15 protein-coding genes are annotated in these 18705 nt (G+C 68.1%); 6 read left to right on the top strand and 9 right to left on the bottom strand.

The window, feature by feature from the left end:
• Positions 1–7: 7 nt before the first annotated feature.
• The 8 genes from KF709_06005 to KF709_05970 form a co-directional block, all read right to left on the bottom strand.
• Positions 8–808, bottom strand: a complete 801-nt coding sequence (locus KF709_06005; protein MBX3173946.1) for an ABC transporter permease — start codon at positions 806–808, stop codon at positions 8–10.
• Positions 801–1814 (bottom strand): ABC transporter ATP-binding protein, encoded by a 1014-nt coding sequence (locus KF709_06000; GenBank protein ID MBX3173945.1) that lies wholly within the window; start codon positions 1812–1814, stop codon positions 801–803. The genes KF709_06005 and KF709_06000 overlap by 8 nt, the downstream gene beginning before the upstream one ends.
• Positions 1814–2749: a hypothetical protein gene (locus KF709_05995; protein ID MBX3173944.1), complete on the bottom strand. Its 936-nt coding sequence runs from the start codon at positions 2747–2749 to the stop codon at positions 1814–1816. Before KF709_05995 ends, KF709_06000 begins: the two co-directional genes overlap by 1 nt.
• Positions 2749–4329 carry a hypothetical protein gene (locus KF709_05990; protein MBX3173943.1) on the bottom strand — a complete coding sequence of 527 codons (1581 nt, stop codon included), beginning with the start codon at positions 4327–4329 and terminating at the stop codon, positions 2749–2751. The genes KF709_05995 and KF709_05990 overlap by 1 nt, the downstream gene beginning before the upstream one ends.
• A 209-nt stretch (positions 4330–4538) precedes the next feature.
• Positions 4539–4958 carry a lasso peptide biosynthesis B2 protein gene (locus tag KF709_05985; protein ID MBX3173942.1) on the bottom strand — a complete coding sequence of 140 codons (420 nt, stop codon included), beginning with the start codon at positions 4956–4958 and terminating at the stop codon, positions 4539–4541.
• On the bottom strand, positions 4939–5241 hold the full coding sequence (locus KF709_05980) for a PqqD family protein (protein ID MBX3173941.1): 303 nt from the start codon (positions 5239–5241) through the stop codon (positions 4939–4941). The genes KF709_05985 and KF709_05980 overlap by 20 nt, the downstream gene beginning before the upstream one ends.
• Before the next feature lie 97 nt (positions 5242–5338).
• On the bottom strand, positions 5339–5518 hold the full coding sequence (locus KF709_05975; protein ID MBX3173940.1) for a lasso RiPP family leader peptide-containing protein: 180 nt from the start codon (positions 5516–5518) through the stop codon (positions 5339–5341).
• 330 nt (positions 5519–5848) lie between these two features.
• Positions 5849–7672, bottom strand: a complete 1824-nt coding sequence (locus tag KF709_05970; protein MBX3173939.1) for a putative Ig domain-containing protein — start codon at positions 7670–7672, stop codon at positions 5849–5851.
• 475 nt (positions 7673–8147) lie between these two features.
• On the opposite strand from KF709_05970, the gene KF709_05965 reads away from it, so the two are divergent.
• The 4 genes from KF709_05965 to KF709_05950 all read left to right on the top strand — a co-directional run bounded on the left by KF709_05965 (position 8148) and on the right by KF709_05950 (position 14084).
• Complete coding sequence (locus tag KF709_05965) at positions 8148–9278, top strand: acyltransferase (GenBank protein MBX3173938.1); 1131 nt, start codon at positions 8148–8150, stop codon at positions 9276–9278.
• Between the two features lie 124 nt (positions 9279–9402).
• Positions 9403–12231 carry a TonB-dependent receptor gene (locus KF709_05960; GenBank protein ID MBX3173937.1) on the top strand — a complete coding sequence of 943 codons (2829 nt, stop codon included), beginning with the start codon at positions 9403–9405 and terminating at the stop codon, positions 12229–12231.
• On the top strand, positions 12228–13214 hold the full coding sequence (locus KF709_05955; protein MBX3173936.1) for a hypothetical protein: 987 nt from the start codon (positions 12228–12230) through the stop codon (positions 13212–13214). Before KF709_05960 ends, KF709_05955 begins: the two co-directional genes overlap by 4 nt.
• 12 nt (positions 13215–13226) lie before the next feature.
• Positions 13227–14084 carry a DUF3473 domain-containing protein gene (locus tag KF709_05950; protein MBX3173935.1) on the top strand — a complete coding sequence of 286 codons (858 nt, stop codon included), beginning with the start codon at positions 13227–13229 and terminating at the stop codon, positions 14082–14084.
• Between the two features lie 14 nt (positions 14085–14098).
• On the opposite strand, the gene KF709_05945 is transcribed toward KF709_05950, so the two are convergent.
• Complete coding sequence (locus tag KF709_05945) at positions 14099–15598, bottom strand: AMP-binding protein (protein ID MBX3173934.1); 1500 nt, start codon at positions 15596–15598, stop codon at positions 14099–14101.
• A 111-nt stretch (positions 15599–15709) separates the two neighbouring features.
• On the opposite strand from KF709_05945, the gene nadE reads away from it, so the two are divergent.
• On the top strand, positions 15710–16711 hold the full coding sequence (nadE, locus tag KF709_05940; GenBank protein MBX3173933.1) for an NAD(+) synthase: 1002 nt from the start codon (positions 15710–15712) through the stop codon (positions 16709–16711).
• Entirely contained in the window at positions 16711–18678 is a 1968-nt protein-coding gene (asnB, locus tag KF709_05935; GenBank protein ID MBX3173932.1) for an asparagine synthase (glutamine-hydrolyzing), read from the top strand. Before nadE ends, asnB begins: the two co-directional genes overlap by 1 nt.
• The last annotated feature ends 27 nt before the right edge of the window (positions 18679–18705 follow it).

Here is an 18705-nt window from a genome sequence, read left to right as displayed (position 1 = left end):
GGCGGACTCAGTACTGGGAGAGCGAGCCGCTGCGCCGCGACTGCCGGAGGGCAAGGCCGAAGCAAAGCGCGCCGATCGCCAGCGACGTCACGGCGAAGAGGGAGAGCGTCATCACGTCGGCGGCGACATCGGCCACCGCGGCGTCGCCAAGCAGGAGCATGCGTGAGGCGCGCAATGCATATCCAAGCGGTACGAATCCTGTGAGCGACTGCAACCATCCGGGCACCACCGAGGTGGCGTAGTAGGCGCCGCCGAGCAATCCGGACAGCGCAACGGCGGCGGGCACGATTGGACCGGACGTGCGGAACAGCAGCAGTAGTGCGCTGGCCACGAGGCCAATGCCCGCGTACGCGGCGATGAGCAGCAACACGATGCCGAGCACGGGTAGCAGCATCGGCCACGCGAGTGACACGCCCAGCAACGCCGCGCCGGCCAGGAGCACCAGCGATCGGAGCAGCGCCTGCAGGACAGGATAGGCCGCGAAGCCGACGAGCAGCGACGGCAACGATGCGCGCGTGCCCAGCAGCGACTCAAACGTCCCGCTGCCGATGCCACCGGCGATTGCGCCGGGCAGCGCGCCGACGGCCGCGGACGCGAGATACATGCCCGCCATTCCAACCACCACGAAGCCGAAGTAGCTGGCGCTCTCAAGGCGGATGGAGTCGGCCGCCAGATCCTGCACGGCGCCGGCAATGAAGAACACGGGCACGATGGACGCCAACACAGCGACGAACGACAGTAGCGTCGCGACCCGGTAGCTGATGGCGCCGAGCCAGGCGGCGCGGAGCAAGGCGAGGGCGCTACGCATCGCGGCTTCCTGCGCCCTGCACGACGCGGTCGATGAGGGCAGCCAGGGATGGCGGCGCGTAGTCGAATCGGGCCGGGACGATGCCGCGTGCCGCAAGTCGGCTCAGCGCGCGCGACGATTCCTCGGCGCCGCCGGGAATCGTGCACTGCAGGACCGACCACCCTGGTTCAGCTGCGCCTCCTCTTTCGCTCACCGAGACCGCGTCAGAGGACAGGGCCTCCGTCGCTGCCGAGATCTCGCTGTGCCGCACCCAGACCTCGTATTCGCCGCTGGCCGCGCGGTGACGCAGCGTGGAGGTCGCGTCCACCGCGAGCAGCCGTCCGCGCGCGAGCACGCCGACGCGTTGGCAGAGTTCCCACACCTCATCTGCATCGTGTGTGGCCAGCAGGACGGTGCAGCCTTCCTGCTGCACGACGGTGTCGCGCAGAAACTGCCTGAATGCGCGGGCCGAGATCGGGTCGAGGCTACGGGTCGGTTCGTCGAGCAACAGCACACGCGGCCGCGCGAGCAACGCACGGGCGATCAGCAGGCGCTGTCGCATCCCCGACGAGAAGGTCGCGACCAGTCGCGCGCCGATGCTGTGATCATCGAGGCCCACAAGCGCGAGGAGACGCTGACACTCCGCGCGCGCCGCGCGCGCGTCGAGGCCCTGGAGTGCGGCGTACAGGCGCAGGTTCTCCAATGCCGACAACCGCCAGTACAGGCTCCGCTCGTTGGCGAGGACGGGCGCGAGCAGCTGGCGAACGGCCGCCGGTTCCCGCTGCGCATCATGCCCATCGACGCGCACGCGGCCTGCGTCGGGGTCGATCAATGTCGCGAGGATCTTGAGCAGCGTGGTCTTCCCGGCGCCGTTGGGGCCGAGCAGCCCGAAGATCTCGCCGCGATTCACTTCGAAGCTGACGTCCTCCAGCGCGGCTACGCGAGTTGCGCCACGCGGATTGCGCAGCGCCTCGACCCAGGGTCGACGCACGGCAAACTGCTTGTGGACGCCTTGGACGCTGAGCATCAACGCGGCGGACCGCCGTACCAGTCGAGCACGACCTGGGCGACCTCGGGCAAGCGCTCCAGGCGTCGGGTCACCGAGAGTTGGTGCACGGGCACCAGGTGTACGAGCCGTGCGGCGCGCTCCAGCATCGCGGAAGCGGCGCCGGGGCCGAGCATGCGGCCGGTCTTGACGTGTGCCGTCACCGCGGCAGCGGCGAGGACTGGGGAAAACGAGGTGCGCACGGCTGCCGCTTCGCGATTCTCGTCGTCGGCGGGGCAGAGGAGGTACAGCGCGGCAATCGGTTGCGGGCGGTGTACCTGGCGGGCGGGAGCGAGCTGCGCGAGCAATCGCTTGTGCTCGCCGGTGTCTTCATCGACGTGGGCCAACGCCAGCGCGGCACGGACGTCCTCGTGCACGCGCAGCGTGTGGACGCCAGGCCAAGCGAGCGGGGGGGACGAAGGCTCCACGGGGAACGTGTCGTCCGTGACCAGCGCCGCGCCCGCCCCTACCAGCGCGGCGGCCAGCGACGACTTTCCCATACCCTTCGGTCCGAGGAAGGCGACCACGCCCTCGCGCGTGAGCACGGCACTGCCGTGCAGTGGCAGCCAACCCTCGTGATACATCGCCGTGGCGATGACGCGCCCGAGTAGGTGGGCCCGCACAAAGTCCGGGCGCGCCGTCGTGTAGGGCGCACAGGTAATCACTCCGAGGGCGCCGATGTCGAACTCGCCGGTGTCATCGACCGTGATGCGGAACCCGTCCTGGTGCTGGACCAGGGACGCCTGCACCTGATCGTACAGCGCCTCGCGTCCAAGTTCCCGTGCAGCCTCCATCGGCGGTAGCGCGGCGGCCTGCCGCACACGCCAGCGCGGCGCGTCCGCCCCGTCGAACGTCGGAAGATCCGGGAACGGAATGTCCGACTCGAGGTGGTAGCCGTAGACCTGGTAGTGAGGCATCAGAACGAATGGGTGCGCAGCCAGAGTTCGGCCTGCAACGTGAAGAACAGCCGGACGGCGAGCTCATCGTCGTCGTGGCCGAGGAGGTGTTGCCACGCGCGACGGTAGTGCGACGGTTCGATCATCCCGATGTCCGCCAGCCGAAGGTCATCCAAGAGAGGCTCGGCCACCGCCCACCCAGCGCCGCGCAGTTCACGCAGAAAGTACGCATTGGTCGTGCCGGTGCGATGGCTGCGGGGGGCCAGTAGCTCGTCCGGCAGGCGGCCGCGCATGGCGCGGCGCAGCAGCAGCTTGGTCTCGGCGCCATCCACGCGGTCGGACCAGGGCCGCTGGACCGCGAAGCGGACGATGCGCTCGTCCAGCAGCGGGGACCGGAGTGCCACGCCTTCCTCGCGGGCGAATCCCGTCAGCAGACCGAAGACTCGCGGATAGAAGGCGAAGGTGAGATAGGCTTGCGATTCGCCGAGTACCGCGCGGCGGCGGTCGATGCGCGGTCGCGCCTCGCGCTCGCGATCGAGAATTCGGTGCCGCAGCAGAAAGTCGCGGCGGAACCAACCTGGGGGCAGGCGCTCGAGGTAGTCACCAGGCGGATGACGCCGGACAAAGCGGAAGATTCCCGCGACGACGGCGTCCGGGAGCGCCGGGAGCGCGGCCTGCTGGACCAAGAACCGCCAGTCGAGGCGGCCGCCGCGGCGTATACGTGCCTGCCGCAGCAGCTCACCCCACTGGAACGTGCGAGCGAGATCCGAGAGATAGCGGTCGCTGGCCTGGAACAGCTGGTCGCCGCCGACGCCGTCGAGCATGACCGTCGCGCCCGCTGCGCGAGCGCGACGGTGCAGCGCGCGGTTCCACTGCTCATAGGCGTGGGCGAACGGAAGCGCTCGTGCGCGTGCCTGTCCGGTCCAGTCGTCGAATAGCGGGACGTCGGCGATGTCAATGAAGTCCGGGCGCGCCTTCCAGAACTCCGTGGTCTGGGCGATCAGCTCGTCCTCGCGGCCCGGGTCACCCGATGGGTAGCTGATGCTCACGGCATGGAGGTCACGGCCGATCGCCTTGGCGGTGCCGTAGACAGCGGTCGAGTCCCAACCGCCACTGAGTGACACGGCGGCGACGCTGCCTTCGGGGACGCGCTCGGCGATGGCGGCTTCGAGCAGTCCGCGCAGTTCCATCGCGGCGTCGTCGAGCGGGGCGCGGCGCACTGCGATGCGGTCAGGCACACGCCAGAAGGGGGCGCACTGTGGCTGCTGGTCAGGTCGCCAGGTGAGGACGTGGCCGGCAGGGACCTCACGCACGGCGGCGTATGCAGTCGCGGGGTCGTGGCCCCAGAGTCCGGCTGCGGCGGTGGCGAGCGCCGCGAGATCGAGAGTGCGCGGGAGAGCGGCGCGTTCGAGCAGGGTGTCGACGTCCGTGCCAACCCACAAGGCGTCGGTTGTTGCGGCGTAGAAGAGCGCCTGGTGTCCACCAAAGTCTCGCGCGGCCAACACGCGACTGCTGGGGCCGTGCTGGGCGGCGAATGCGAAGTCGCCCTCGAGCCAGTGGAGCGCGGCTTCGCCCCTGGTGGCCAGGGCGTGGGCGATCATCAAGGCGGCATCCTTGTCGGCGCCGGACGCAACCGCGCTCGAACGAATCGAAGTCGCGCCGTCGGCCGCTGGAACCGGCGAAAGCCGGCGCGCGAGGTCTGCCCGATAGTAGAGCGCCGCGTCTGCGTGGACCTGCCAGCCGCCGGCCGTAGCGCTCGCGGGTGTTGGGTCCAGAGGCGCAGCAGAGAAGCGAACCACGAAACCCATCGTCAGCGCCTGCCGAGGACGCCAATGTCGTCCACTTCCGTAAATGTCGCGACGTGGCGGGGGTCATCGCCGAGCACCTCGTTGTTCCAGCGCACCCAGGCGTGCGCCGCGAACTGCCCGTCCTGTCGTTGGACGCCGACCCGGATCTCGCTGCCGCGGACGCCCGCGGCGGCGAGCAGTTCCTGCAGCGCCAGCGCCTGCACGAGGCAGAAAGGGCGGAAGAGACCGTGCCGTGCGGTCCATCGCACGGCGGCGGCGATCTGCCGTGCGCGCGTGGCATCGCCGCTGGGGGCCGGGGCAGGCGCATCGCCCCGCCGCGCGGTGAGCGAGCCCACCGGTTCGCGGTCGAGTCGTCGGCGTGCCGCCAGCAGCGCGCGCTGCGCCGCCAGCACATCGCGAATCTTACCGAGCGTTCTGGCCATCGGCCGCGGGGGCACCGTCGGCTGGTGCGACCAACCCTTCAGTCTGGAGTTCGGCCAGCAGCTCCGAAATATCCTGCCGGAGGATTGACTCCTCGACGTCCGGGTAGTCGCGGCCGATGGCCTCGCAGAGCTCCTCGAGCGACGACGTGGTAGGCGGCAGCAACTGCCACACCTTGGCACCGACTTCGTTGAGGCCGAAGTAGATCTCGGTGGCCGGCGAGAAGAGGACGGCCCCGTCATCTATGCGCTGGAAGACGACGCTGGGGAGGGGGGAGGGGAGCACGGTCAGAGGGTAGCGGCGAGACCTAGGCTTCGCCAGCGCTCAAAAGAAACGAGCCCTGCGGGTGGGCAGGGCTCGAACACAGCGCGACGGTGTCTTGTCAGGACGTGGTCGGTCCGGAGCTGGGGCAGCCGATCTCGTAGGTATGGCGACCGATGGTCGTCGAGCAGCCCGGGGAGCCGATACCGAAAATCGAAGCACCATCGGTGCTGCTGGAGAATCCAAGCAGTGTCAACTCGCGGAAGGTCCCGAAGCGCTGGAGCGTAGGCTTTTCGTACATCGGATGGACCCGCCAAGAGTTGAGGGAGGCCTGCTGTGACCGGACGCTGGATGCGTCGCCTCGGACATCCGCAGGACTCGTGCCTCGGTCAACCTGGACGAGGCTGACGCGCAAGAGCTCCTAACTATGTAGGAGACATCATGTTGCGATTTCTGACCTGGCGGTCGAAGCGCTCGCGAAGGGCCACACCTCCCCTGCGTTGTGGCATTCACGCCACGCAAGACTGACGCAACCGTGGCAGCGGCGCGAAAGCGCGAGGTCTAGCGTGACCTAGGCCAGCGTGGCGTCGGATGCGGCGCGCCGGTTGCCCATCCGTCCAATTGGGCCGACCTACGGACAGAGCTCATTCCACGGGACCAAGCCCGTGGGGTCGTACTCCGAGTAAACCGCCACTCCCCGCTGCACGAGAACGGCGAGGTCGTTGCACGGCGCCATTGTCCACATGATGCGGAGCTCGTCGCCGGGGCCGAGGCCTGGATTGTTCAAGATCGGCGTGATGTCGACCAGGTTGAAGTTCTGATAGAGCCGAAGGAACGTGAGGTTGACCAATCCCGCCACGGCGCTGACGTCGGTGATCTGGTTCTCGGCGAGTTGCAGGAAGGTGAGCTGCGTCAATCCAGCCAGCGGGCTGATGTCGACGACCTCATTGTCCCAGAAACTGAGAATGGTGAGAGCCGTGAGCCCGGCAACGGGGCTGACGTCGACGATGGAGTTGTGCTGGAGATGGATCTCGTCCACCAGCACCAATTCACTCAGCGGGCTGATGTCCGTGATCAGGTTGCTGGCCAGCCAGATCGTCTGCAGACCTACCAGATTCTGCATTCCCACCAGACTGACGATCCCGCGCTCAGAGCCACTGACCTGATCGAGTTCGGTCAGCCCCGCCGCGATTGCACAGGTCAGCTGCTCGCCCGGTGCCAGCCCAATCGCGGAGCGAACGGCCAGTTCGAGGTTTGCATCTTCAAACGTCACGAGCGCATATGGCGGGAAATCAGCGCAGCGTTCACTCGCCAGCAGCACCGGCTGGGGAGCCACCGTGAAGGAGATCACCCGCTGCGCGACCTGGCCGTCAGCGTTCGCGACCTGCACGGTCAGGTCGAAGGTCCCGACGACGTTCGTGGTGCCGGTCAACGCGCCGTTCGTTCCCAATGCGAGACCCGCCGGCAAGGCCGAAACGGCCGTCCAGGTGTTCGGCCCAACGCCTCCGGTCGCCGTCAGAAGCGCCGGACCGTAGACGACATTCGCGACCGCTCCCGGAAGCAACGTCGTCGTCACGACCAAGGTCCCGTGCACATCGATGGAGAGCGCCTGTTGGGCGCTGCGTCCGTCCGTTGTGGAGACTCGTACGATGAAATCGGCCCTTCCAGGGATGTCCGGCGTACCTGAGATGCCAGAGCCGGCGAGTGTCAGCCCGCTTGGCAGCGAGCCTCCGATCACCGACCAAACCTCACTTCCATCGCCGCCGACCGCCGCCAGACTGATGGGGCCATACGGCAAGTCTTCGATTCCGAAGGGGAGCGACGATGTGGTGATGCCGAGGAACGCACGCACATCGATGGACAGCACCTGCTGCGCCGTCTGCCCGTTGCCGCTCGTGACCTCCACCGTGAAGTTCGCGCTTCCAACCGCGCTAGGGGTGCCCACGATAACACCACCGGGGCTGAGGCTGAGGCCGCTGGGGAGGGAGCCAGCGACGATTCGCCACGTGTAAACACCATTGCCGCCGGTGGCCTGCAGACCGAGCGGTCCGTAGGCAACGCCGGCCATGCCGTCCGCCAGCGGAGTCGTCGTGGCCTCGAGCGGAGCGTACACGCTGATCTGCAGCGCCCGCTGGGCGCTCTGCCCGTCACTGCTGGTCACTCGGACGGTGAAGGCCGACGTTCCGGCGACATCTGGCATTCCCGTGATCTCGCCGCTTCCGCTCAGCGAGAGGCCACTGGGCAGCGAGCCGGACGCGATCGTCCAGTCGCGCGTGCCTTCGCCACCCGCCGCACTCAGCTTCGGAGGCGCGTACGCTACGTGCTCAACCGCGGCCGGCAACGAAGTGGTCGTGACGACCAGGGCGAACGTCGGCGCCGTCGGGTTTTCTGCCGTACACCCATGGATCGTCGTGAGCCACGGCACCACAAACGCCAGCCTTCTGAGGGCGCGCATCACAGAACGTCCTACCTACCGTGAGAAATCATGCTCTGTCCAAGATGCCACGGACACTCGTGTCAGGACAACGTCGAGGCCGAGTCAGGCAGCCCGGATCGTTCCGGGCACGCCCGATCGAGAGAGACCGCCTCTATGGTATGCAGACTCCGTGCCGCAAGCTTGGTAACGGTGCCTTGGAGGCGGCGGAGCGCATTTTTTACCGGGTCGCGACGATGTCCGCAACGGAGCGCTCGCCGTGACGATAAACGGGCGATACCTTGCGAAGTCTTCCTATTAATACGCGCCTAGTGTGAGAGCCCGGAACCGGTGGAGCATGTGACGCACGAGCAGACGGTGTTCGACAGCAGCGCACTGTTGACGCTACCGCTGCGGGATGCCCTGCGGTCGGCGCACGACGTTGCCGAGCCCTGCGGGCTCGTACCCTGCACCCGTCAACCTGGATCGCCGCGCTTCCGGCGACGCACCATGACGTATGAGCGAAACTGACCGCCGCATACCGTCGCTCGACGGCATTCGCGGCGGACTCCTGTTGATCGTCCTGTTCGCGCACCTTCTCGGCACCCGGAATTTTCCGCTTGCCCGGGAAGCCGTGCGCATCGACGGCCTGGCGTACACGGCCATGCGCACGTTCTTTGTCATCTCCGGCTTCCTCATCACGGGCATTCTGCTGCGCGAACTCAACCGGCGCGGCACCGTGAACATCTTCCGGTTCTATTTCAAGCGCACGTTCAGGATATTCCCGGCCTACTACGTATTTCTCGCCTTTGTTGGCATCGCCGCGGCCCTCGGCCTGTTCCAGCTGAAACCCGGCGACATGCTGCACGCGGTGACCTACACATCGAACTACAATCATCTTCCCGCCTGGCAGCTCGGGCACAGTTGGTCGCTGTCCGTGGAAGAACAGTTCTACATGTTGTGGCCGGCCGTGCTGGTGCTGCTCGGGATTCGTCGCGCCTCGATCGGATTGCTTGGCCTCCTCGTGGTACTGCCGGTGTGGCGGATCTTTCTCCAAGCCATCCCGCCTGGTGCCTATGGCCTCAGCGCGTTTCAGGACGGGATTCTCCACACGTTCGATACGACCGCCGACATCATTGCCGTTGGATGCTTGCTCGCGATCTTCCGTGAGAGGTTGTGGGCCTTTTCTCCGTATCGACGATTTCTCGAGCGCGGACCGCTCTGGGCCGTCTTCGTCTACGTTGTCGTCGAGCCGTTTACGCCCATTCTCGCGCGCGGGATTGACGCCCCTGTTCGTCACGCAATCCTCGCCGTGCACGAGGCAGTCGGGCTGCTGCTGGTCAACCTCGGGCTCGCGCTGCTCGTCGATTGGTCGATGCGAAATGCTGGAGGACGGGTGGGCCGCGTGCTCAACAGCCGCCTGCTCATCTCGCTCGGTGTCATGAGCTACAGCTGCTATCTGTGGCAGCAGATCTTCCTGAATCGGAACGAGTCGGCGTGGTGGAACGCCTTCCCGGTGAATGTGCTGCTGGCCCTCGGCGTGGCGATGCTGTCCCACCGCCTCGTCGAACTTCCGATGCTCAGTCTGCGAGAGCGTCTTGACGCGAAGTTCCGCGCCCCCCGTCGAGTCGAGCAACCGGCATCGTGAACGCGGGCCGAAGGGCAGAGTCGGGACTGCACGTGTTTCGCCACTGGGTCGTCCCGACGGTATACTTCCTGCACTGACCGCCCGCATCACCTCGTCCGCCACCCGCCTGCTCGTGATTCATCAAGTGATTCGCAGGGCCGCGCTTGTCCTCGGCGTCCTTGCGCTGGCCAGCGGTGCCGTCGTGCCGCACCGCATTGCCGCGCAGAGCCTACAGTTTGGCCGATTTGAGGGCAGCGTCCGCGACGCCGTCCGCCGTCCGATCCATGACGCCGAGGTGCGTGTCGTGGACCGGACGTCGGGTGCCGCGCGTTGGACCAAGACGGACCGCGAGGGGACCTTTCGCTTCGACGCGCTGCTCGGGGGCCGGTACGACGTCTTCGTCGAGGCTCTGGGCTTCATCCCGGTCGTGCATCTCGACGTTCGAATCGGGACGGCGCATACCACGCAGATGGACGCCACGCTTCGCGTGGCGACGCCGCCCGTGGTCAGCGTGGACAGCGTGCAGCGACAGGGCGAGGTGGGAAGCGGGGGGCGCTGGATGGTCGCACGGGGATACGGCGATCTCGTGGGCGCCCGGCGCATCGGCGGCGACATCTCGGCGTTCAGCACCACCGCCGACCGCTACTCCGTCGAAGGCCTGCCCTGGCGGATGACGGGCCTGCTCCTCGACGGCGCCTACGCCGAGGGTCTCGGGGCACCGCGAGGCAGCGGTGCGGATGTCGCGGCCCTGGCGATGCCCGTGCGTGGCATGTCGTTCGCGGAGGTCGGCGGTCTGGGATTCGACGTCGAGGTCGGCGGTAGCGGACTCGGCCTGCGCAGCGGCACCCTCCGCGGCGGACGCACGCCGAGCGCCAGGGCGCTTCTCGAGGGTGGTACGTCCACGGTCGGCGGCGCGTACATCGGGGGCGGCCCGATGCAGGGAGATACGGCCCAGGCCATCGGTGGGGTCGACTACCAGCGCACAGAGGACGAAGCCTGGCCGGGAGTGCCCGCGGACGCGCGGCGGATCACCGAACGCGTCGGTGGGTTCGGACGTTTGGACTGGCAGGCCAGCGAGCGGCTCTCCATCTCGGCGCGGGCGAGCGTCGCACGGCTTACGTCCAGCGGACCGCGCGATGAGGTCGGACTCGCCGCGCTCTACGGCCGAGACTACGAGGCACTGAACGCGCAGGCGGCACTCAACATCTTCGGCCGGCTGACGCGCCGCATCTCGCACGAGTGGCGCGTCTCGACGTCGGCGGCGGAGGCGAGCGGCAGCGCCGATGGCGCATCGCGGGTATCCGATGCGCTGCTTGGCGTGACCAGCGGCAGCATGGTCGGCGAGCCGTTCAACTCCGTTGGCGCCGTGCCTCGCATCAGCGGGATGCTGCACGTCGACGCGGGAGCGCATCGCCTGAAGGCTGGTCTCGTCACGGCGATGCATCGCTATGATCTGCGCTTTGCGCCGGAGTCCGACGGGATCTTCGCCGTAGGCCGTGCGCTCGGCGATCCGTCGCCGGCTGGCGCGTGGCGCCGCGTCGAGCCTGCGTCCTATGCCGGTGAGTTCCGGATGCGCGAGACCGGCCTCTTCGTCCAGGACGCTTGGCAAGTCGCCGGCGGCCTCTCCGTGTTGCTTGGCCTTCGGCTCGACCAGACGCGCTTGCCCAGCGGGAATATCGAAGCGAATGGCACGCTGGCGAGTCTCTCGGGCCTCGACAACGCCGCCGTCGCCGCCACGTCCTCGCGGACGTCGCCACGGCTTGGCTTCCGCTGGGAGCTCGGCAGCGCGCGCGAGTGGGTGCTCGAGGGTGGCGCTGGGACCTACCACGCGTTGCCCGACGCCCGAGACATCGCCGAGGCGCTGACGCTGGATGCGGGTGCAAGCGTGCGCTACGGCGTTGGGGCCCTGGCCCTCGGCGCAGCACCGTCGGTCACCGAAGCCCCCGTCGTCGGGCAGGCCGTGACGCTGCTGGCCCCCGACTTCGTCGGACCGCGGACACAGCGCCTCTCGCTTGGCCTGACGCGGCGACTGGGCGAGTGGAGTGCGTCGGTGTCAGGTGTGTATCGCAACACGGACTTCATCGCCCGTCGACGCGACCTCAACCTGCCCGCGTCGCCCGTGGGGTTCGACCAGTACGGTCGGCCCCTTCAGGGCGCGTTGCGCCAGGAAGGGGAGGTGCTGGTCGCCGAGCCAGTGTCCAATCGTCGGTTTGCGGAACTCGACGCCGTCTATGCGCTCGAGAACACAGGGTACTCGGAGTTTTGGGGCGCGACCGTCGAAGTCGAGCGTGTGCTCGAGTCCGGCCTGAGCTTCGGGCTGCAGTACACGTTTAGCCAGACGCGCGACAATGTCGTCGGCTTTGCCGGCACGCGACTCTCGCCGTTTCCGGCGGGGCTGAACGGCAACGAATGGGAGGCCGGCCGCTCGGACTTCGACATCCCACATCGCGTGCTGCTGACTGCCGAGTGGCGCGCCTCCCAGGCCTTCCGCCTCGGACTGGCCTACCGGCTGCACAGCGGGCTGCCCTTCACACCCGGCGTGCGCGGTGGAGTCGATGCAAACGGCGACGGCGATTGGCGGAACGATCCCGCCTTCGTCGACCCGGGGCTTCCGGGGATGGCCGAGTTGATCGCGGACAACGCCTGCCTGCGGTCGTCGGTAAACCGCTTTGCGCAGCGCAACGCGTGTCGTGAGGATCTGGTGCACCGTGTGGACCTGCGTGCCGCCATCGGCCTCGGCCAGACAAGAATCGGTCGTTTCGAGCTCACGCTCGACGCCCTCGACCTGATTTCCGTGAACGCCGCGCCCGTGGACCGCGCCCTGGTGCGGGTGGACCCGGTGTCGGTGCTCACGACGGATCCAGGCATCGGACTGACGACGGTGGGTTACATCTCGAATCCAGCCTTCGGACAGCGCATTGGCGATTGGACGCCTGGCGCGTTCTTTCGTATTGGCGTGAGGGTGACCCCGTGAGACGGATCTTCTTGCTGGCGGCGAGCGCCGCTGCCGTGATGACGGGCGGGTCCTGCGGCAACGGCGGGGCCGATCGCTCCGTTGGCATCACCGCGACGGGTGCCGTGCTCGGCGTCGTGATGCTCGATGCCAACGGGAACGGCATCGTGGACGCCTCTGACGTCGCGTTCGAGGGTGCGCGCGTGCGCCTGCTCACGCCGATCGCGGGCGATACCGTGGCGCGCGCCACGGCAAATGCGAGCGGGACGTTCCGCCTCAGCGGCGTGCCGGTGGGTTCGTATCGGCTCGTGCTGGATCCCACCAGCGTGGGCGACACGTTGGTGGTCACCGGCGTGGATGCCGCCGTGCTGAACGTGCGGCCGCAGGATTCCGTGACCGTCGCGGCACTCGCCGCCTATCCATCGACCGACGCAGCAGGTGTCCGGAGCGGCACGCTCGGCACGCGCGTGTTCCTCGCCGGCGTGGCGCTGCACGCGCTGGGCACGTATTCAGACACGCTGCTGCACGTGGTAGACACGTCCGGCGCGATCCGCGCCGGACGCGTGCGGCCAGCAACAGTCGCGGCCGGCGACAGCCTGCGCCTGCTCGGGCGCATCGCGACTCGCGACGGGCAGCGCGTGCTGGATGACGTTCGGGTGTTTGCGCTCGGGAGCGCCTTTATCCCGACCTCGCCCATCATCACGACGCTGCAGGCTGCGACGGCGGCTGCCGGGACGCTCGATGCGGCGCTGGTGCGGGTGTTCGATGCGGCGATCGTCGATTCGGCCACCGTGGCTGGCAGCCTCCGTCTCACGGTGAATGACGGCTCGGGGGCACTGACGGTGCTTCTCGATCGGGCGGCGGACGACGCATTCCGTCCGCCGTTCATGGCCGGCATCTGGAGCGCGGGCCAGCGGTACGACTTCGCCGGGGTTCTCGTGCCGCTCGGTGTCGGGAGCTGGGCGCTGCGACCGCGCACCGAGTTCGACCTGACGCCTCGCTGAGCGGTGTCGCGCGTGGCGGGGTCGAAGCGGCCGCTGCACTTCTTCACCGTCGACGTCGAGGAGTATTTCCAGGTCGTGGCGCTGGCGCCCTATGCGCCGATGTCCCGGTGGGAGTCATTTGAGTCGCGCGTGGAAGCGGCGGTGGACGCGCTGCTCGCGCTCATGGCCGCGCAGGACGCGACGGGAACGTTCTTCACGGTCGGTTGGGTCGCCGAGCGGCACCCCGCGATGATGCGGCGCATCGTCGACGCCGGGCATGAGGTCGCCTCGCACACCTACGACCATCAACGCATCACGCACCAGACCCCTGAGCATTTCCGCGAGTCGGTGCGCAAGACCAAGCGGATCATCGAGGACCTGACGGGTAGCGAGGTGCTCGGGTTCCGGGCGCCGTCGTTCTCGATCATTCCAGGATACGAGTGGGCGCTTGATATCCTGATCGAGGAAGGCCATCGCTACGACTCGTCGCTGTTTCCTGTTCGCCGCCGGGGATACGGATATCCTGGCGGGAAGCGCGATCCTTATTGGCTGGAGCGTCCAGCAGGCCGTCTGGCAGAGTTTCCTCCGGCGACACTGCGAGTCGCCGGCGCGACGCTGCCGGCCGCGGGCGGTGCCTATTTTCGCATTCTGCCGTCGGTACTGGTGCACTGGGCGCTGGGGCAGTCGGCGCGGCGCGCGGTGCCGGGGACCTTCTACATCCATCCCTGGGAGTGGGACCCAGGGCAGCCACGGTTCGACGTGCCGCCGCTGACGCGCCTGCGTCACTACGCGGGGCAATCCGGGGTGCTACCGCGGATTCGGCGCCTGCTTGAGCGCTTCAGAGGCACGGCAATCCGGTCGCACGCGCTGCTTCAATCGGCGTCGACCTGAGGCCGGGAGACGCGTCAGCTGGCGGGCGGCTCGGGTGCGTCGAGCGCCAGGAGGTCGAACTTTCCACTCGCGTTACGCGGCAGCTTGTCGCGCACGTCCCAGCGCGCCGGCAGCATGTGGCGCGGGAGTTCCGCACCGCAGTACCGCCGTAGCGCGTCCAGGCTACCCGTGGGTGACAGCACCACGTGTGCGACGATGCGCATCCCGCGCTGTGGATCCGGTTCTGCGGTCGCCACTGCCTCCGAGACCTGCTGCGAGGCGTAGAGCACGTCGGCGATCTCGTCGGGGCTGACGCGGAACCCGAGCGTCTTGATCATCCGGTCGCGCCGACCGACGTAGTAGAGCAATCCCCGCTCGTCGCGTCGCACCAGGTCGCCCGAGTACGCGGCGCGCGCGAGCGCGGGGTCAGTTTCAGTGGCATCGGGGTTGGCGCGGAAGACCCGCGCCGTGGCGTCCTCGTCATTCCAGTACCCGAGCGCGACCGTGGGTCCGGCGTGCACCAGCTCGCCGACTTCGCCGTCGTCGCAGAGGGTGCCGTCCTCACGCACGACGTAGACCGCGGCGCCGGGCACCGCGCGTCCCATCGAGTCGGGGTGTTCGTCCACCTCGTCGGGAGGGAGGAATGTGCTGCGAAATACCTCGGTGAGCCCGTACATCAGGAAGAGCGCCGCCTGGGGCTGGGCCGTCCGCAGCGCCCGCACCGCCTCCGGACTCAGGCGGCCACCGGCGCAGGTCACGAGTCGCAGCGAGGGAAGTGGTGCCTGGAAGTCCGTCACGCGCAGCAGTTGCATCCAGAGCGGCGGCACGCCGGCGAGCACGGTCGACTCGTTGGCGATGAGCTCGCGCACAATCTGCGGCGCCAACGGCGACGTGATGATGTCTAGGCGCGCGCCCGTCGCCACCGCACAGTTGAGCTGATTGAAGCCGTAGACGAAACTGAATGGCAGCAGGCTCGCCAAGCGGTCGTGTTCGGTGATGCCGAGGTAGTCGACGACGGTGGTCACGCCTACCGCGAGGTTGGCGTGACTCATCACGACGCCTTTGGGGCCGCCCGTGGAGCCCGATGTAAAGTTGATTTGTACCGGATCGCTGTCCGCGGCATCCACGGGACTGAAGCCGCCTTGCGCCGCGATCTCCTCGACCAGAAGGATGCGCGCATCGACCTGCAGTTCGCGCGTCTGCTGCGCGATCCACTCACGGCTCGTGATGAGAATCCTGGCGCCGGCATGCTCGAGCGTCTGTTCGACCTGTCGTGGGCGGAACAGCCAGTTGAGCACGGTCACCACCGCACCGGCGGCGGCGGCCCCGTAGAACGCGGCCGCGGCGTCCCCGCCATGCGGGAGCAGCACTGCCACGCGCGCACCGCGCTCGAGTCCGGCCGCCACCAGGGCCTCAGCGATGGCCGCGGCACGCGCGGTGAGCGCGGCATAGGTCAGCTCCACGCCGCCGTCGCGGATCGCCGCGCGCTCCGGCACGGAATCTGCGGTATCCCAGAGGATTCGAGCGAAGTTCATAGCGCGCAATCTGGTCCGACGCCCCGCCGTCCGCATCCCCGCAGCCGAGGGCATCGGTATACATTTCCCGTCGGCCGCGCGGCCCTACTCTCCAACGCCTTGCCCAGCCCGATGAGCCCCACGATCGCCTCTGCCCTCCAGCTCGACCCCTCGGCAGCCACCGACGCCATCGTGGCCTCGATGCGGCGTCATCTCGCGGACGATTTTAAGCGCCGAGGTTACGTCGTGGCAATGAGCAGCGGCGTGGACAGCTCGGTGTGTGCGGCGCTGGCCGTGCGCGCAGTCGGGCCCGGAAAGGTCTTTGGGCTCTTCATGCCCGAGCGCGAGAGCGATCCGCAGTCGTTGCGCCTGGCCACCGAGTTGGCGACGCAGCTGGGCATCGAGCACACGACCGAGGACATCGCCCCGATCCTCGAGGCCGCCCACTGCTACCAGCGCCGCAACGACGCGATCCGTCGCGTCGTGCCGGAGTTCCGCGACGACTGGGGTTGCAAGCTGGTGCTGCCCACCGACCGCCTGGACACCGCGCGCATCAACGTGAGCTACATCGTCGTGCAGCCGCCCGGTGGTGAGCAGCGTCGGGTGCGTCTGCCGGGCACCGAGTATCGCGAGATCGTCGCCGCCTCGAACTTCAAGCAGCGGACGCGGAAGATGCTGGAGTACTTCCACGCCGATCGGCTGCACTATGCGGTGGTCGGCACGCCGAACCGCCTTGAGTACGACCAGGGCTTCTTCGTGAAGGGAGGCGACGGGTTGGCGGACATCAAGCCCATCGCGCACCTCTACAAGTCCCAGGTCTACCAGATCGCTGACTACCTCGGCGTGCCGACGTCGATCACGTCGCGGCCGCCGACGACGGACACCTTCTCGCTGCCGCAGAGCCAGGAGGAGTTCTACTATCTCCTGCCGACGAAGACACTGGACAAGGTGCTCTTCGCGCACGGGGCCGGTATCGCCCCCGCAGCCGTGGCGAGCGAGACGGGGCTGACCGAGGCGCAGGTGCTCGCCGCCTTCCGCGACATCGAGCAGAAGCGCACGACGACGCGCTACCTCCATCTCGGGCCTCAGCTCGTCACGCCGGTTCCGCTGGGTCGCGAAGGAACGCCCGCGTAGTGTGCGGCATCGCCGGGATCGCACGGGCGGCGCCGCGCGGCGTGTCGCTCGAGACGCTCGGCCGGATGGCTGCGGCCATTCGCCACCGCGGCCCGGACGGATACGGCTTCCTCACCGGGGCACGCGTGGGCTTTGCCCATACGCGGCTGAGCATCGTCGACCTGGCGGGCGGAGCGCAGCCACTCGCGAGTGAGGGCGGGCGCGTGGTGGTGACGTTCAACGGCGAGATCTACAACTACCGCGAACTCAGCGTTGAGTTGCGCGCCCGAGGCCACGTCTTCGGCACCGTGTCGGACACCGAGGTGCTGGTGCACGCGTGGGAGGAATGGCGCGAGGGCATGTTCGATCGCCTCAATGGCCAGTTCGCGTTTGGGCTGTTCGATCGCGCCACCGGCGAGGTGATCCTTGCCCGCGACCGCTTCGGCGTCCGGCCTCTGTTCCACACCGTCGCCAACGGCGATCTGCTCTTCGCCTCGGAGGCCAAGGCTTTGTTCGCGAGCGGAGAGGTTGAGGCCGCCGCGGATCCGCTTGGGCTCGACGAGGTGTTCACTACCTGGGCCGCCCGCCCGCCGCGCACACCCTTCCGCGGGGTCTCCCAGCTCCCGCCGGGCCACTACGCCATCTGGAAGGATGGCCGCCTTTCGGTGCGCCAGTGGTATCGCCTCGACTACCCCGAGCAGCGGGACGAGCCGAGCGATGCGCTCCATCGCCTCGACGAGGTCATGCGCACGAGCGTGGACTTCCGGCTCCGCGCCGACGTGCCCGTCGGCGGCTACCTGAGCGGGGGGCTCGACTCCAGCATCACCTGCTCATTGGCGGCCGCGGCCTCACCGCACCAGCTCCGGACCTTCTCGGTCAGCTTCGAGGACCCGGAGTTTGACGAGAGTGCCTGGCAGCAGCAGGTGGCGCAGGCCGTCGGCAGCCAACACGCCGTGTCTCGCATCGGAGCAGGCGACATTGCCGCGGCGTTTCCCGACGTCGTGACACACGCCGAGACGCCGTTGGTCCGCACGGCACCCGTGCCGATGTATCTCTTGGCCAAGCTCACGCGCGAGCGCGACATCAAGGTCGTGCTTACGGGCGAGGGCGCCGATGAGATGATGCTCGGCTACGACCTGTTCAAGGAAGTGCAGGTCCGCCTGTTCTGCCTGCGGCGGCCCGACAGCACCGTGCGGCCACGGCTGCTCGACCGCGTGTATCCGTACCTGATCGGTCAGGGCCGCGGCGGCGATTTCTGGCGGCGCTTCTTCCTCGATGCCGGGTCGGCGGACGACCCGCTGTTCTCGCACCTGCCGCGCATCTCGCTGACCTCACGCATCAAGGAGTTCTACGGTGCCGGGATGCGCGACGAGATCGAGGGTCACGATGCGCTCGGACAGCTCCGCGATGCGCTTCCGGCGTCGTTCGCCGGCTGGTCGCCGCTGAATCGCGCCGCGTACCTCGAGATGACGACGCTGCTGTCGCCATACCTGCTCTCGTCGCAGGGCGATCGCATGGGGATGGCGCACGCCATCGAGGGCCGGTATCCATTCCTCGACCACAGGCTCTACGAGCTGGCCGCCGCCCTTCCAACCAGCTCCAAGCTCCTTGGGCTGCGGGAGAAGGAGATCCTGCGCCGTTGGGCCCGCGACGTGGTGCCCCCGAGCATCCGCAACCGCGTCAAGCAGCCGTACCGCGCGCCGGATGCCCCGTCGTTCTTTGGGGCGAGCACTCCTGCCTGGGTGGAGGAGTTGACCTCGCCGGAGACGGTGCGCGCGCTGGGCTACTTCGATGCCGATATCGTCGCCGGACTCGTGCGCCGGGCCTCGAAGGGGCTGCCGATGGGTTTCCGCGAGAACCAGGCAGTCGTCGCCATTCTGTCCACCCACGTATGGCACCGCCGGTGCCTTGAGGCGCCGCTGCCGGCGCCGCTGCCGGTTGCCGGGGCCGATGTCGTGATGCGCGATGCCGAGCCGGCGACCCTCTAGATTCCCTGAACTTCCCCGGAGACCCGT

The sequence above is a fragment of the Gemmatimonadaceae bacterium genome, from assembly GCA_019637445.1.
In the GTDB taxonomy this organism is placed as follows: Bacteria; Gemmatimonadota; Gemmatimonadetes; order Gemmatimonadales; family Gemmatimonadaceae; genus Pseudogemmatithrix.
The sequence above is the reverse complement of the archived record's forward strand: the minus strand, read 5'-3'. Positions and strand labels throughout refer to the sequence as shown.

Coding starts and splice junctions, on each gene's coding strand:
- KF709_05985 (MBX3173942.1), bottom strand. CDS start 4,958: ATGGCCAGAACGCTCGGTAAGATTCGCGATGTGCTGGCGGCGCAGCGC.
- KF709_06000 (MBX3173945.1), bottom strand. CDS start 1,814: ATGCTCAGCGTCCAAGGCGTCCACAAGCAGTTTGCCGTGCGTCGACCC.
- KF709_05965 (MBX3173938.1), top strand. CDS start 8,148: ATGAGCGAAACTGACCGCCGCATACCGTCGCTCGACGGCATTCGCGGC.
- KF709_05945 (MBX3173934.1), bottom strand. CDS start 15,598: ATGAACTTCGCTCGAATCCTCTGGGATACCGCAGATTCCGTGCCGGAG.
- KF709_05990 (MBX3173943.1), bottom strand. CDS start 4,329: ATGATCGCCCACGCCCTGGCCACCAGGGGCGAAGCCGCGCTCCACTGG.
- KF709_05975 (MBX3173940.1), bottom strand. CDS start 5,518: ATGTACGAAAAGCCTACGCTCCAGCGCTTCGGGACCTTCCGCGAGTTG.
- KF709_06005 (MBX3173946.1), bottom strand. CDS start 808: ATGCGTAGCGCCCTCGCCTTGCTCCGCGCCGCCTGGCTCGGCGCCATC.
- KF709_05970 (MBX3173939.1), bottom strand. CDS start 7,672: ATGCGCGCCCTCAGAAGGCTGGCGTTTGTGGTGCCGTGGCTCACGACG.
- nadE (MBX3173933.1), top strand. CDS start 15,710: ATGAGCCCCACGATCGCCTCTGCCCTCCAGCTCGACCCCTCGGCAGCC.
- KF709_05995 (MBX3173944.1), bottom strand. CDS start 2,749: ATGCCTCACTACCAGGTCTACGGCTACCACCTCGAGTCGGACATTCCG.